Here is a 13,973-nt window from a genome sequence, read left to right as displayed (position 1 = left end):
GTCCGGCCGGACACGATGAGCGGCCGGGCATGATGAAGCAGAAACGGGAAAGGATCAGCGCAAGAAAAAAGGCCTCCAAAACGTCGCCATTCCGGAAGCCCTCTTCAATGTAGCAATTCAAGAGAATCACTTCCAACAGCCAAAGTCAAGAGTCCGCGCGGATTTCTCCCGTCGCGGAACCGATATCCTGTTGCCTGCCGACTGAGGCGGATCGACAGGAACGCTCCTTTCCCAAGGGATTGGAGCCTTCGCGCGCGCTCCCTGTGAACGTGCGATCGCTTTGGTGCGGCGTCAGGTCCGGCCTCTTGCCTCCTTGAGAGGGATGACCATGATGGAGAGACTGGCAACGACGCCCTTTGGCGGCGGCAGGATGACTGCGCGCGTGTTTGCAATGCAGAAGCATGTTGCGGATACCCAGGCGCGCCTCGCCGCCGACGGGGGCGGCAACGACAACGGCACCAGCGAGAAGTGGCAGTTGCTGCGCTCCTTGACGGAGGCGCGCGAGCACTATGGCCTGTCGGACCGCACGCTCGCCGTGCTGGAGGCACTCCTGAGCTTCCACCCGGACCGGATCCTCGACGGTCGGACGCCGATCGTGGTCTTTCCCTCGAATGCGGAACTGTCGGTACGCTCGCGGGGGATGGCTCCGGCGACGCTGAGGCGTCACCTGGCGATGCTGCAGCAGGCGGGCATGATCCTTCGTCGCGACAGCCCCAACGGCAAGCGCTACTGCCGGCGCGACGACCGTGGGGTGGTGGAGGACGCCTTCGGCTTCGACATGGCGCCCCTGGCATTGATGGCCTCCGACATTCACGAGCGGGCCGAGCATGCTCGCGCCGAGGCGAGACGTATCCATACGCTGCGCGCCGAGGTGACGCTGCACCTGCGCGACATCGCCAAGATCGTCGAGGCAGCCCTTGCCGAAGGTCGCAAGGGCCCCTGGCTGGAGCACCATCTGGCCCTTGCCGGCCTCTCGGGACGACTGGGCCGCGTGACGCCGGCAGAAACCCTGAACGAACGGAAGACGGCGCTGCTCGCGCTCCGGCGCGGCGTCGAGGACGACTACCTCATTTCACTCACAGACGAAGAAATGAGCGCCAATGACGATCAAACTGAGCGGCATATTCAGAATTCAAATCCAGACCATACACTTGAATTAAAAGGCCATGACATAAACCAAGAGGCGCGGCCGGCGGACAAGACCGAGCCGGAGCGCAGGGGTATTGCTGTCAGCCTGAAGCGCGTCCTGGCTGCGTGCCCCGAAATCGGTTCCTACGCGAAGGAAGGTATTTCTAGCTGGGCGGACCTGATCAAGGTGGCGTCACTCGTCCGATCGATGCTCGGGATTTCGCCGGATGCCTATGAGAAGGCGCGCACTGCCATGGGCGACGGCGCGGCGGCGGTCGTGATCGCCGCCGTGCTCGAACGTTCGGACCAGATCCGTTCTCCGGGCGGATATCTGCGGGAACTGACGCGAAAGGCCGAGACGAAGCAATTCTCGGTCCTGCCGATGATCAAGGCGCTCGAATGAGCGGGGATTCCTTGATGTGGTTGACAATATTCGTCGGAGGCATGCAACAGCGGGGCTGCGGGCCGGCACTATCCCGCTGGCAGGACGGGCCATTCGCTGGTGATCCGCCCGTTTTCCATGATCTGAAGTGGGCCGAATTGCTGCAGGACCGCTTCGGATTGGGTTGGCCGGAAGAAGACGAGGTCGTCGGGCGTGACCGGATAGGCCGCAGAAAACCCCATCAGCTGCTGATTGGAGGAATCGCCCCAAATCCCGTTCCGCTTCAGGCCCGGCGGGTGGACAGGCTGGGCCATGAATTTGCCGCCATAGAGGAAACAGCCGTTGCGCGGGAAGAGGCCGAGCGCCTGGACGAGGGCAGACATCAGGCGTGGGCCCGGCAACCGGGTCTTGAGTACCTTCAGCACCGGCGTTGCGATGAAGATGGCCGGCGCCAGCGCACGCAGTCCTGGTCGGTCGAAATCCATCGGCTTGACGAGCGCGGATCCGATCGAGACCTCGTTGGCGACCCTGTTGCCGGCATGCGAAAAGGCTGTCTGGCTTCCGCCGGTGTTGAGGATTGCCCGTTGCCCGGCGGGAAGGACTGCGACGAAATCGTAGAACCGGGCCTGGGCCCGGCGAAGGGCTGCTTCCGGGCCGCCGAACAGGGAGGGAATGGCGGGGACATGGGCCTCGTATCCCATCAGACCCTCGCAACGCAGGTACGGTTTCCCGGACGCAGCGCTGACGGCCTTGGCCAGGTCGGCGGGCGTGTCGAACCCGCCGCGTTGCATGCCTATATTGATCTCGAAAGCGACGTGCAACGGCTTGCCGAGCGTGCGGGCGAAGGACGCATATTGCGCAAGCCGCGCCTCGGTGTCGATCAGCCACGTGACCCGAGCGGCGAGAGCGCTGGCCTGATCCGGACCGGCATGGGCAAAGGCTTGCGCAACCGCCGCAATCGGCATGGGCTTGCCGAGCAAGGCATGGGCATCGGGAAATTCGCCGAGCACCGCCATCGTCACGGGCAGGTGGAAGGTCATGATCCGTCTTGTTTGCAGGATGCGCATCGCATGCCCGAGAAGGGGGAGCGAGGGAAGAGATTTGTCGACGAGGCGGATCGCAGGCCCGCCGCGCATCGCTTCGCGAACGATGGAGAGGTTTGCGTTCAGACGCTCGAGATCGATGACGAGCGCTGGCCGGTAGATGCCTGCTTCCTCGAGTGCGGCCGACATCATGCCGAAATAGGCGGTTCTCTTCATGCAAAAAGACCGAACAGGCGTGCAAGGTAGGGAGAGACGAAGCGTTGGTCCGGGTCGAATTCTCGGCGAACCTCCATGGCGTCCTTCCATCGGGGATAGAGGGCGGCAAGGTCGGCGGCGGTCAGGTTATGCATCTTTCCCCAGTGCGGACGTCCGCCGTAGCGCCGGAAGATTGTTTCCGCCGCGCTCATGAAGGCCCTGGGATCCTCGGCTGCATCGTGATGGATGGCGATGGAACAGGTCTTGCGCCGATAGAACGGGCTGAGCCAGAAGTCGTCCGCCGCCACCGAGCGCACCTCCATGGGGAAATAGACTTCGGGGAAGCGCTTCTCCGACAGCGCGATGATCTCGGCCAGGGCCTTCGGCCCCTCTTCGAACGGCAGATGATATTCCATCTCGTTGAACTTGCGGCGCCGGTCGCTGGCATAGACGTGGAGCCAATCCTGGACGTAGTCCTCCTCGGGCAAACGCGCCAGCGCCGCACCGATCAATGTACGCCGCAACGGCGGGAACCATCCGAGCCAGGTCCGCAGTCTCTTCAGCGTCGACAGTCCTTCCTCGTCCTGCTCGGACGGGCGCGGCGTGACGTCTGCGGTGGACGGGTGGCTGGTGATCAGCAACGCATGTCCGGAGAAGGGAATGAAGTAGAACTCGGCCGATCTGTGCCCGTTCATGAAGCTCTCGAAGCCGGACAGGATATCGCCGATCGGCACGACCCAGCGGCGCCGGCGCAGCCGGTAGGTCGCCACGTTCTGCAGCGTCACCTCCGTCAGCGCTCCGAAGGCGCCGAGCGTCACGCCGGTGGCCTCAATCGTCTCGCGGTCGGTCTCGACGTCGTAGCGCCGCACCTCGCCGCGGCCGTCCACGATCTCGATCTTGCGAAGCTGGGTGTGATAGGCGCCGAGCGTAGGACCGGAGCCATGTGTCGCCGTGCCGAGCGCGCCGCCGATCGACTGCTTGTCGATGTCGCCCATGTTGGGCAGCCCCTGCCCTATTGCGTGAAGCTGCTTGGTGAGGTCACCGAGACGCGTCGCCGCGCCCACCGTCGCCCGCAGCTCGATCGCGTCGTGGGACACTAGTCCCTGGAACCGGTCGAGGTCGAGAATTGTGCCCTCGGTCTCGACCAGGGGCGTGAAGGAATGACCTGCGCCGGCGATCCGGATCGGACCGGGCGCCGTCTTGATCGTATCGGCAAGCTCGGCAAGCCCGCGCGGTCTTGTGACTTTGGCGTTCCTGGCGATGACGCTGCCAGACCAGTTGCTCCAGGCATTGTTGGCGGTCTGGTTCATGCGCTGTTGCCCTCGTCTTGGCGAATGACGGATGTGCCCGCTGGCCGCCTGCGCGCGTCGAGGAGGCAAAAGGCCAAGAGCAGGACGAGCGATACGAGGAGGCAGCCGATGCCGAAGAGCGGCACGGCACTGACGCCCCGCCCGGACGTCAGGAGCGTTGCCCCGATCGGGCCGATCGCCGCGCCGAGAAGCTGGCCTGCAGGCACAAGCAGTGCGGTGCGCCGGCTGGGATCGGCGACGATCGTCATCCGGATCTGGTAGGGCACGACAAAAAGCCAGACATAGCCGGTGAGAAGGGCTGCGAACCAGAATAGGGCGGCATTCGGGACGGCAGCGAAGAGACAGGCTGCCAGGAGCGCGCCCGCGATCGACAGGGCGACGGCCACCCTGTAGTCCAGCCGCCTCTCTACCAGCGTGGCGGTGAAGGCGCCTGCCACCTGCACCGCCAGTGCCACGGCCGCAATCAGCCCTACTGTCTGCGCCGTGAGCGCCGACGCCTGGCCGAGCGGCTCGAGGAAGGCCCACAGGGCACCGATGAACAGGTAGAACGTGAAGATGACGGCGAGCGACAGCAATGCCATCGGCCCTCCGATCCCGGCATTGGCCTGGAGGCTTTCGGGGATCGCCTCGTAGTGGCCGGGCAGGAAGGGGACGGCAGCGAGCGAGGCGATCGTCAGCAGGGCCAACGCCTCGAAGCCGCCGGCCGAGCCGAATGCGGGGATGACGGCGAGCGCGAGAACCGCGGCCAGCACGCACTGGGCGCCGGTCTGCAGGGTCAGGAAGATGCCGCCGAGACGCTCGGGTCGCGTTGAGCGGGCGATCAGCTCCGTGGCGATCGCCACCAGACCCCCCTCCGCGAGGCCCGCAAGCGTGCGCAGGCCGATGAGCAGTTCCGGGGAGGATGCGGTCGCCGTCAGATGACCGAGCAGCGCGAGTACGAGCAACAGGGTCGTGGCCTTCGGGCGCAGGCGGTCGGGTGCGAGGACCAGCGCCATGACCACCGAACCCGCTGCTATCGCGACCATCTCGAGGGTCGCGGCAAGCGCCAGCTCGTCGAACGTCATGCGCTGGTCGGCAAAGAGTGCACCGAGCAAAATGGGTTGAAGGCCGAGAATGAGCAGGCCGACCGAACCGGTCCAGAGGACTGCAGCGACCTGGCCGGGACGCGGGTGACCGCAGATCCATGCGCTGGCCGGAAGTCCCTCCCCTGCGCTGTCCACCACTCAGACGGCCTCCTGCCCCAATACCGCCAAAATATGATAGAGTATCATATCTCCAAAGCCTGATGGGTCGCCCCTGGCTTGTCAATGACAAATTGCCGTATCGCGCTTTGTCGTCATGGAGGCAGCCAAATCGTTGGTCTATTTTGGGACGCTCCGAATGGCGATGGGAATATTTCCTTAAGTTTGAACTGTTTTAGTGGGGTATCATGATGATGTCTCGCTGCCGCCGCGTCCAGCGCGGCGACGCAATTTCCTCAACGGAAACAGGCGAGAAGAGAGACGAGGGTAGGCAGGTATGACGGCAGACGCCGATGATCTGGCGCAGCGCCTGCGGCGCAAACCGAAGCAGGAACGTAGCCGGGAGCGCGTCGAGGAGATTCTGCGCGTTGCAAAGCAACTGATCGGCGAAAAGGGCATCGACGGAATGACGATGCGCGAGGTGGCGCTTCTGACCGGCGGGCCGATCGCGTCGGTCTACCAGTACTTTCCGAACAAGTCGGCCATCATCGCGATGCTGTACGAACAATACAGTGCTGCGACGCGCGCCGGCATCGGGGCCAGCCTCTCCAAGTTGACGGATATGTCGGACGTCCGCGACGCCGCTGACGGCATTCTCGATAGCTATTATCTCCGGGTGGCCGGCGACCCCGCCATCCAGGATCTGCTCAATGCGATCCAGGCCGACAAGGAACTGCAGAACATGGACATCACCGAGACGCGGCGCCAGGCGGACCTGTTCTGCCAGCTGTCGTCGCATCTGGTGGTCGAGGGCGACCGCGAGCGCTTCGGGCGTCTCGTGTTCCTGCTGTTCCAGTTGGCCGGAAGCATGGTCCGCCTGGCTATCAACTTGCCGGCGGACGAGGCGGAGAACATGCTGGTCGACTTCAAGCACATCATCCATGGCCAGCTTGCGAGCTTCTGTCCCGCCGGCAGCCAGGACGCGCAGGAAAGCGCTTGACCTTCCCACGTGGCATGGCTCCACCTTGAGCCATTCAACAGGGAAAGACGAGATGCCCGAAGAACCGACCCTTGCCCTTGCCGTCGAGGACATGACCTGTGGCCACTGCGCCCGCACCATAACGTCCGCCGTCGAGGCCGCCTTTCCCGATGCGAAGGTCGAAGCCGATATCGCCACCCACCGCGTCACCATCTCCGGCCGCGTCGACGCCCGGGTCGTGGCCGATGTCATCGCCGCCGAAGGCTATACGCCGGTGGTGCTGGAGGCTGCGGACGGAAATGTCGGGTCGAAACCGGCCTGATCTCGACCTTGGCGTCGGCCGTCCTGCGCGGAACCGAGAGGGTGCATCGCCCGGGACCGCGTATTGCTGCAGCATGAAAAACCCCGGAGACCAGGCGAGGTCTCCGGGGAAAGCGACGCGCCGTGCGGACCGGCGCGTCGGTCCGGGGAGGATCAGAAGAAGCCCAGCGCCTTGGGGCTGTAGCTCACCAGCATGTTCTTGGTCTGCTGGTAGTGGTCGAGCATCATCTTGTGCGTCTCGCGGCCGACGCCCGACTGCTTGTAGCCGCCGAAGGCCGCGTGCGCCGGATAGGCATGGTAGCAGTTGGTCCAGACGCGGCCCGCCTGGATCTCGCGGCCGAAGCGGTAGGCGCGGTTGCCGTCACGGGTCCATATGCCGGCGCCCAGGCCATAGAGCGTGTCGTTGGCGATCTCGAGCGCCTCCTTTTCGTCCTTGAAGGTCGTGACCGAGACGACGGGGCCGAAGATCTCCTCCTGGAAGATCCGCATCTTGTTGTGACCCTTGAAGATCGTCGGGCTGACATAGTAACCGCCGGCCAGTTCGCCGCCGAGTTCGTTGCGCGATCCTCCCGCGAGCACCTCGGCGCCTTCCTGCCGGCCGATGTCGAGATAGGCGAGGATCTTTTCGAGCTGTTCGCCCGAGGCCTGGGCGCCGATCATGGTAGAGGGATCGAGTGGGTCGCCCTGCTTGATCGCCTCGACCCGCTTGACCGCCTTTTCCATGAAGCGGTCGAAGATGGATTCCTGGATCAGCGCGCGGCTCGGGCAGGTGCAGACTTCGCCCTGGTTAAGCGCGAACATGGCGAAGCCCTCGAGCGCCTTGTCGAGGAAATCGTCATCCTCGGCCATGACGTCGGAAAAGAAGATGTTCGGCGACTTGCCGCCGAGTTCGAGGGTGACCGGAATGAGATTCTGGCTGGCATATTGCATGATCAGCCGTCCGGTAGAGGTCTCGCCGGTAAACGCGATCTTGGCGATGCGCGGGCTGGTCGCCAGCGGCTTGCCGGCCTCGAGGCCGAATCCGTTCACGATGTTGAGCACGCCCGGAGGAAGCAGGTCGCCCACCAGTTCCGCCCAGACGAGGATCGACGCAGGCGTCTGTTCGGCCGGCTTCAGGATGACGCAGTTTCCGGCCGCAAGCGCCGGAGCCAGCTTCCAGGCGGCCATCAGGATCGGGAAGTTCCAGGGGATGATCTGGCCGACCACGCCGAGCGGTTCATGGAAATGGTAGGCGACGGTGTCCTGGTCGATCTGGCCGATCGAGCCTTCCTGGGCGCGGATGCAGGCCGCGAAGTAGCGGAAGTGATCGATCGCGAGCGGAATGTCGGCCGCGGTGGTCTCGCGGATCGGCTTGCCGTTGTCCAGGGTCTCGGCGCGGGCGAGGAGTTCGAGATTGTCATCCATCCGCTGGGCGATCTTCATCAGGATGTTGGCGCGCTCGGTGGCGGATGCCTGGCCCCACTTGTCCTTGGCCGCATGCGCCGCGTCGAGGGCGGCCTCGATGTCGCGCTCGTCGGAGCGCGCGACCTCGCACAGCTTGCCGCCGGTGACCGGCGTGATGTTGTCGAAGTACCTGCCGCCGATCGGTTCGCGCCATTCGCCCCCGATATAGTTGCCGTAGGTCAGCTTGAACGGCGTCTCGACGATCTTCTGATGCAGCATGTGATCCTCCCTAGATCTGGTTCGCTGGAACCGATAGGCAGGAGTGTGCGTGCGTTTTCTCTTACAGAATAGCGGGGCCGGACGGTTCGGTGACGCACCCTGTAGCAGGATTGAAACAGATGGCGCGGCAAATGGGGGCTGCCAAGTATCGTGGGCGCCGGGGTACTCGACGCGCGTTCGCGTCGCGACCTGCGGGATCACGATGGCGGGCTTAGATGCTGTATCTCAAGAAGGTGTTTCTTCCGAAGACGGTTGACCGCCGGAAGAAGCAACTGCGTTCAATGCAAGTCGAGCTTCTTGATCTTTCGATGCAGGGTGGCGCGGCTCATGCCGAGGGCGGCGGCGGCGCGGGAGATGTTGCCATTGGTGCGCGAGAGCGCGCGGCGAAGGGCTGCGCGTTCCGCCTCCGCCAGTTCCCCGTTGGTCGCGTCGCGGCCTTCCTGGAGCGCGTCTGCGGCGGGCAGTCCGGCGGCGATCCGGCGGTCGTCGAGCTTGAGCGCCAGGCGGGCGGCCCGTGTCGCACCGACCACGAGATCGTCCTTGTCGACGGCCAGAAGCGCGGATGCCGAGTTGGCGCCCGCCGGAAGCATGATGAAGCGGGCGTCGGAGAAGGTGTTGCGGAACAGGTTGATCTCGATGCGCATGGCGGCATCGCGGACCGCCTGCGCAAGGATCGAGAGCGTCATCTCGTCGACGTCGTCGCGGCGGGTGGAGATGTCGAGGGCGGCGGCGAGCTGGCCGCGGTGGTCGCGGATCGGAGCGGTTGTACAGCAGAGGCCGATATTGGAGCTGAGGAAGTGCTGGTCGCGGAAGACGCTCACGCAGCGCTCGTCGACGATCGCCGTACCGATGCCGTTGGTGCCGACGCTCGCCTCCGTCCAGACTGAACCGGTCCAGAGCCCGAGGTCGTGGAAATCCTTGTCGTCGCCACGCGCGCCGCGCCGTTCGAGCGCAACGCCGTGCCTGTCGGTCAGGAGAATGCAGTAACCGGCCCTGCCGAGCATGGCGAACAAACGGTCCAGTTCATCAGTGGCGTTGGCGACGAGCTGGCCGGAGACTTCCTGGGCGAGGTGAAACTCACCATCGGTCAGGCGCCACGGCGGGCGCTGCTCTTCCGGCGCAAGGCGGTACAGGGTCATGCACCGCTGCCACGATGCGACGATCGGCGAACTCGCGGCGGCAGAGCCCCGCAGCGCCGTCGAGTAGACCTGTTCTGCATGTGCAGATTCTGCGGGCACGGATTGTCCCAGCATTGGCTCCTCCCTGAACCGTGGCGGATTGTGGCGTAAGATCCGGTCCGAGGCAACCGCGCCTTCCCGTAGCGCGGCCGAAAGCTGCAGTGGAAGTGTCGCAGCTTTGCGACAGCCCGCAGACGTTCTTTCTTTGAAGCGGTCGAATATGGATTGGTGCAGACTTCGCCCTAGTTGAGAATGGAGCCTATGGCGTCAGACCGCCAATGACCTTGCGAAGTGCGTGAGCCCCAAAGACATCGTTCATATGGGCGTAGTCATTTTCCTCATACATCGCCTTCATGCCGCGCTTGAGCTTCACAGCGTCCCGGGCGAACTCCGGCTGGGTGAAGAAGGGTGACGCGAGCGTATGCTCCGGCTGCTCCACGACAGAGCAGAACGGATCAAGCAGTCTGGCAATCCCGGCGCGGTAGAAGGTCATCATGCGATCCCGCGCGTCTTCCAGACCCCAGAAATCTTCCTTGGTCTGGCACTCGGTCGTCTGGAATGGATTGGGGAAGTAGGTGATGGGGGCATCCGTGATCCGACGGATCTTGTCGATGGTCCGTACCGCGGTGCTGTCCGACAGCGTCTGCTCCATCGCCTCGTCAAGGCAGGCGTCGGAAATCAACGCTTCATCGCCGCCGCGGTAATATTGGACGGGTCGATGGTGCCGAAGAATTGCCATCAGGTGCGGGAAGCTGAAACCCATCCCGACCAACACATAGCGGTCGTAGTCGGGACCGATCGAGTCGAGGCCGCCCGACGTCCAGATGAGCGACTTATTGAGCTTCTGATCGCGGGTTGTCAGCCGATCATCTTCGACTTCAAGGCGATGGAGCGTGTTCGCGGGTGAGCCGAAGAACGTGGCTTCAATCGTCGGATACTCTTCCGAGATCAGTCCCCATCCCAGTTTGAAAGCGGCCAGATGCGAATTTCCGATAACCGCGACCTTCATGCGAATGCCTCGAGCAATGCTTCTTCGCAGACGACGTCTCCGCTTCCGGTCACGACCACTTCCTCTGTCTTCTTATGCTCCTCGAAGAATATCCGCATGGCGTTAGCCACACCGTCCCGCGTCACATCGCGCCGATTGTCGGCGAACATCGATGGCCCAAGGAATGGCGTGCTGAGAATGTCAAAAGAGGGGAAATAGTCGATGTCGTCGTGCTGGCTGTGCAACTGACCAGCCACCGCGCGCAGGATCGCCTTCGAGTGGACTGTTGCCGGGAGGACATGGGCGTCCTCGTAAGTGGCAGCCAAGGGGACGGGGGAAACGGTCACGAGGAACTTCATGCGCGGGTTCAGTTGATGCGCCAGCGCGCGGAAGCCGCTGAAGTCGTCGTAGACCTCCTGGAAGGTGAAGTTCTTGAAGCGATGCTTCGGGTCCGTGTCATCCGGCGCCAGGCCGTAGACGATGCCGGTTTCCTCATGCATCCATGCTTCCGTCAGGCCGAACGTGAAGATGAAGAGGTCTGTTTCTCTGAGCAGGGCCTTGAACCGCCTGACGTGGTCAGCACGGTGCAGCATCACCTCTTCCGGGGAGGTCAGCCCATCGGGCTCGACACTCCGAAGCGCGTCATAAAAGCGACCGCGCTTCTCCCACACAACGGCACGCTCAGGCACTTCGAGCAGCCCAAGAGCTTCCTGCGTGAGTTGGAGCAAACGGCGAGCCGTGTAGATATTGCCATGGCGCGCAGAGTAGAGGTTATACCCGAAGTCTTGCGCACGCTTGCCGTGAAGCCCCCTCGGGCCCGGCTCCTTGTCCAGCACCTCGAAACCGTTCGCACGAAGATTGCGGGCGATATGCTGTGCAAAACAGCTTCCGGCCGTGGCGATCCTCATCCCGTCGATTGGGAACCGCTTTTTATAAATGTGTTCGACCGACTGGATGTCGGTTCCCGCAACTGCTTTTGTCCACCGCTGACGGCCGGCGATGGATGCGTAGGGTGACGCCATTCAAATACCCTCCGTGTATTCGTCACCGATAAACACATTTTCAGCGTGATCGGCAAGACCATCGTGGCGGCCAAAAATGCGGTAAATGGAGATTTTGAGGAACCCCACTCGCGGCTGACTCTGGCGTACTGGCCTGTCCGAGGCAATCGCGGCTTCCCGTGCGGGCCCTCTGCCTGCGTATCGTTCTTCGGGACGCTTGGTGCGCTTGCGGGGGGCGGCCTGAGCTTCTTTCCGCGCGCCGCTGCAGGAAAGCCTTGTTATGTCGACAGTTTGTGTGCAAACAAGAAGGCTGGCAACATGCCTCGCGGGCATCGGGAAGAGGTAGGAGCAAAGGTTCGATGGAGTCAAGCAGGGCACGAGGGTCCGGCACCCAGTCCGTCTACAGGACCATCCGCCAGGAAATCCTGACGATGGCGCTTGAGCCGGGGAGCCCGCTCGACGAGGTGCGCCTTTCCGAGCGCTTCGGAATGTCGCGGACGCCGGTGCGCGAAGCGTTGCTGCGGTTGGCCGCGGACGGCCTGGTGACGACGCTTCCGAACCGCAACACGGTTGTCTCGGAGATCGATTTTGCGACGCTGCCGTCCTATTTCGAAGCGCTGACGCTGATGTACCGCGCCACGACGCGCGCGGCCGCCATGCACAGGGACGCCAAGCTGATGGAGAAGGTGCACGCGCGTCAGCGCGAATTCCGCAAGGCCGTCGAGGACCGGGACGCCTTGGCCATGATCGAGGCGAACCGCGACTTCCACGTGGCGATCGCCGAACTCGGCAGCAACGGCTACTACACGGGCTTCTTCACCCGGCTCCTGGACGAGGGTCGGCGGATCCTGCGCCTCTACTACTCGACCTTCGAGGACCGGCTGCCGCGGCAATATGTCGAGGAGCACGAGGCGATCATCGCCGCGATCGAGGCCGGTGATGTCGACCTCTGCGATTGGCTGGCAACGCAGCATGCCACCCAGATCGTCCGCCAGATCCAGGACTATCTCGCCCGGGGCCTTCGCCAGCCGATGGACCTCTCCGAACGATAGCGCGTGTGGCGGGTCGGGCCGCGGTTGCGGCCCCTGCCCTTGCGGCGGTCAGGCGCGCGGCCCGCCGCGCTCCTTTACCATCTTCACCAGTCGGGCGAAGACCGCGCCGGACTGGCGCACGCCGTCATGCTCGTATTCGTTGGTCACCCAGGTCTTGACGTTGCCGACCTGACGCGCGGTTTCCAGCGACAGCGCCGCGTCCACATACATGTCGTCGAAATAGACGGCGGCTGCGACCGGGACCTGGTTGTCGGCGAGCCTTTGCTGATTGTACAGCCTGCCGTGGCGCGGACGCGCCGCGAGGGCCTCGACGGCGGCCTGGTACGGCCGCAGCGAGCGGATCTCCTCGAACATCCACGGATACATCATCTCGCCTGTCATCTGCAGCGGCCGGTGCGCTTCTGAAAATTCGGGATGCTCTGCGCGGATGCGATCCGCTGCCCAGGCCGTCGCCCCGTCTCCCTGGCCGTAGATGCTCTCCTGCAGCACGGCAAAGAGCGGGTTGGCGTCATAGGAGGTGATATCCATGACCGAGGCGAGGAAGTGGTCGGACAGGCGATCCTCGGCCGATCCGGAGAAGGCCTCGTCCATCAGCCAATGGACGTTCTCGAAGCCCGGCCCCATCCCGAGGTCGATGCCGATCGTCTGCAGCCGGCGAACGGTCAGACGGTCACCGTCCGGCAGGCGCACCTCGTTTGCGGCGATGAGATCGGCGATGCGGCCGATCCGCTCGCGATCATGCGGATAGCGGTTGTAGTAGCGGGCGTTCTTTTCGGCCACGCGCGGATAGGTGTGGCGGTAGACATCGTCGGCGGATGCCTTAAGGCCCGCGAGGCCGCCGGTAACATAGCAGGCCGCGAGCCCTTCGGGTGCCGCCGAGAGATAGGTCAGCGTCAGGAAGCCGCCATAGCGCTGGCCGAGTGTCTCCCACTTCACGCCACCGAACAGCGTCTTTCGCGGGTGCTCGCAATCGGCCACGATGCTGTCGGCGCGGAAATGGCACAGGTAGTCGGCGGCGGCCTCTCCGCTCTCGAAGTCCGCCATCGTCGCGCTTTCGATGCGGGAGCTCCGGCCCGTGCCGCGCTGGTCGACGAGAACGACGCGGTGCGTCTTCAACGCTTCGGCCAGCCAGCTCGGCCCACCGCCGGTCGGCCGCGGGGCCTTTCCGCCCGGGCCGCCCTGCAGGAAGACCAGCAACGGCAGGGTTTCGCGGGAGCGCGCGGCATCGCAGACCTCGCGGGCGAAGAGTTCGATCGTTGCGCCGTCCGGCTTCGACCAATCCAGCGGAACGGAAACGAGGTGGTCGCGGACGAACATTCCGGGGATGGTGTATTCGCGGATCGGCAAGGGTGGCTCCTCGGTTTTGGCATCGCCCGCTGCGGGGGGCTGCGGCGGGATTGCTCCATTCGATGGCAGCACTAGCGCGAAGCGCGCCTCTCTGCACGAGGAAAGCAGTAAGCGGAGCGCGATTTGCGCATGATCCGGTGCGAGAATGGCAACCGGCAGTGCCGGTAAAAATGCTGTCGACAAATTGCCTACAATGTTCCTATGGT

General features: G+C 63.9%; 12 protein-coding genes. 4 read left to right on the top strand and 8 right to left on the bottom strand.

The window, feature by feature from the left end; genetic code table 11:
* Positions 1–331 precede the first annotated feature (331 nt).
* Positions 332–1,531, top strand: coding sequence for a plasmid replication protein RepC (gene repC, locus GGQ64_RS18235; RefSeq protein ID WP_246422748.1), 1,200 nt, complete (start codon positions 332–334; stop codon positions 1,529–1,531).
* Between the two features lie 68 nt (positions 1,532–1,599).
* Here the strand turns inward: repC and GGQ64_RS18230 are convergent, their stop codons facing one another.
* From GGQ64_RS18230 to GGQ64_RS18220, 3 genes are read right to left on the bottom strand one after another with little or no spacing between them, the layout of a single operon-like run.
* Positions 1,600–2,769, bottom strand: coding sequence for an alanine racemase (locus tag GGQ64_RS18230; protein WP_183806728.1), 1,170 nt, complete (start codon positions 2,767–2,769; stop codon positions 1,600–1,602).
* Positions 2,766–4,058 carry a D-arabinono-1,4-lactone oxidase gene (locus GGQ64_RS18225; protein WP_183806727.1) on the bottom strand — a complete coding sequence of 431 codons (1,293 nt, stop codon included), beginning with the start codon at positions 4,056–4,058 and terminating at the stop codon, positions 2,766–2,768. Before GGQ64_RS18225 ends, GGQ64_RS18230 begins: the two co-directional genes overlap by 4 nt.
* Positions 4,055–5,281: an MFS transporter gene (locus GGQ64_RS18220; protein ID WP_210300309.1), complete on the bottom strand. Its 1,227-nt coding sequence runs from the start codon at positions 5,279–5,281 to the stop codon at positions 4,055–4,057. Before GGQ64_RS18220 ends, GGQ64_RS18225 begins: the two co-directional genes overlap by 4 nt.
* Positions 5,282–5,576: 295 nt before the next feature.
* Between GGQ64_RS18220 and GGQ64_RS18215 the strand changes: the two genes are divergently transcribed.
* Entirely contained in the window at positions 5,577–6,239 is a 663-nt protein-coding gene (locus GGQ64_RS18215) for a TetR/AcrR family transcriptional regulator (protein WP_183806726.1), read from the top strand.
* A gap of 52 nt (positions 6,240–6,291) precedes the next feature.
* Positions 6,292–6,540, top strand: coding sequence for a heavy-metal-associated domain-containing protein (locus GGQ64_RS18210; RefSeq protein WP_183806725.1), 249 nt, complete (start codon positions 6,292–6,294; stop codon positions 6,538–6,540).
* 152 nt (positions 6,541–6,692) lie between these two features.
* On the opposite strand, the gene adh is transcribed toward GGQ64_RS18210, so the two are convergent.
* From adh to GGQ64_RS18190, 4 genes are all read right to left on the bottom strand, one after another.
* On the bottom strand, positions 6,693–8,201 hold the full coding sequence (gene adh, locus GGQ64_RS18205; protein WP_183806724.1) for an aldehyde dehydrogenase: 1,509 nt from the start codon (positions 8,199–8,201) through the stop codon (positions 6,693–6,695).
* A gap of 278 nt (positions 8,202–8,479) precedes the next feature.
* The gene (locus GGQ64_RS18200) at positions 8,480–9,439 is read right to left on the bottom strand and encodes a helix-turn-helix domain-containing protein (RefSeq protein WP_183806860.1); all 960 of its coding nucleotides are present in this window, start codon (positions 9,437–9,439) and stop codon (positions 8,480–8,482) included.
* Positions 9,440–9,638: 199 nt separating this feature from the next.
* Entirely contained in the window at positions 9,639–10,388 is a 750-nt protein-coding gene (locus GGQ64_RS18195) for a hypothetical protein (protein WP_183806723.1), read from the bottom strand.
* Positions 10,385–11,389: a GSCFA domain-containing protein gene (locus tag GGQ64_RS18190; RefSeq protein ID WP_183806722.1), complete on the bottom strand. Its 1,005-nt coding sequence runs from the start codon at positions 11,387–11,389 to the stop codon at positions 10,385–10,387. Before GGQ64_RS18190 ends, GGQ64_RS18195 begins: the two co-directional genes overlap by 4 nt.
* A 338-nt stretch (positions 11,390–11,727) precedes the next feature.
* On the opposite strand from GGQ64_RS18190, the gene GGQ64_RS18185 reads away from it, so the two are divergent.
* Entirely contained in the window at positions 11,728–12,420 is a 693-nt protein-coding gene (locus GGQ64_RS18185) for a GntR family transcriptional regulator (RefSeq protein WP_183806721.1), read from the top strand.
* A gap of 48 nt (positions 12,421–12,468) precedes the next feature.
* Here the strand turns inward: GGQ64_RS18185 and GGQ64_RS18180 are convergent, their stop codons facing one another.
* A complete protein-coding gene (locus GGQ64_RS18180; protein WP_183806859.1) occupies positions 12,469–13,737 on the bottom strand; it encodes an alpha/beta fold hydrolase in 1,269 nt (422 codons plus the stop codon).
* Positions 13,738–13,973 lie beyond the last annotated feature (236 nt).

The organism is Mycoplana azooxidifex, assembly GCF_014196765.1.
Lineage (GTDB): Bacteria > Pseudomonadota > Alphaproteobacteria > Rhizobiales > Rhizobiaceae > Mycoplana > Mycoplana azooxidifex.
Note: the sequence above shows the minus strand (reverse complement) of the source record. Positions and strands in the feature narration are given on the sequence as shown.

Bases quoted from the DNA above. Each gene is read 5' to 3' on its own strand.
- repC (WP_246422748.1), top strand. From the start codon at position 332: ATGGAGAGACTGGCAACGACGCCCTTTGGCGGCGGCAGGATGACTGCG.
- adh (WP_183806724.1), bottom strand. From the start codon at position 8,201: ATGCTGCATCAGAAGATCGTCGAGACGCCGTTCAAGCTGACCTACGGC.
- GGQ64_RS18195 (WP_183806723.1), bottom strand. From the start codon at position 10,388: ATGAAGGTCGCGGTTATCGGAAATTCGCATCTGGCCGCTTTCAAACTG.
- GGQ64_RS18210 (WP_183806725.1), top strand. From the start codon at position 6,292: ATGCCCGAAGAACCGACCCTTGCCCTTGCCGTCGAGGACATGACCTGT.
- GGQ64_RS18230 (WP_183806728.1), bottom strand. From the start codon at position 2,769: ATGAAGAGAACCGCCTATTTCGGCATGATGTCGGCCGCACTCGAGGAA.
- GGQ64_RS18185 (WP_183806721.1), top strand. From the start codon at position 11,728: ATGGAGTCAAGCAGGGCACGAGGGTCCGGCACCCAGTCCGTCTACAGG.
- GGQ64_RS18180 (WP_183806859.1), bottom strand. From the start codon at position 13,737: ATGTTCGTCCGCGACCACCTCGTTTCCGTTCCGCTGGATTGGTCGAAG.
- GGQ64_RS18190 (WP_183806722.1), bottom strand. From the start codon at position 11,389: ATGGCGTCACCCTACGCATCCATCGCCGGCCGTCAGCGGTGGACAAAA.
- GGQ64_RS18225 (WP_183806727.1), bottom strand. From the start codon at position 4,058: ATGAACCAGACCGCCAACAATGCCTGGAGCAACTGGTCTGGCAGCGTC.
- GGQ64_RS18215 (WP_183806726.1), top strand. From the start codon at position 5,577: ATGACGGCAGACGCCGATGATCTGGCGCAGCGCCTGCGGCGCAAACCG.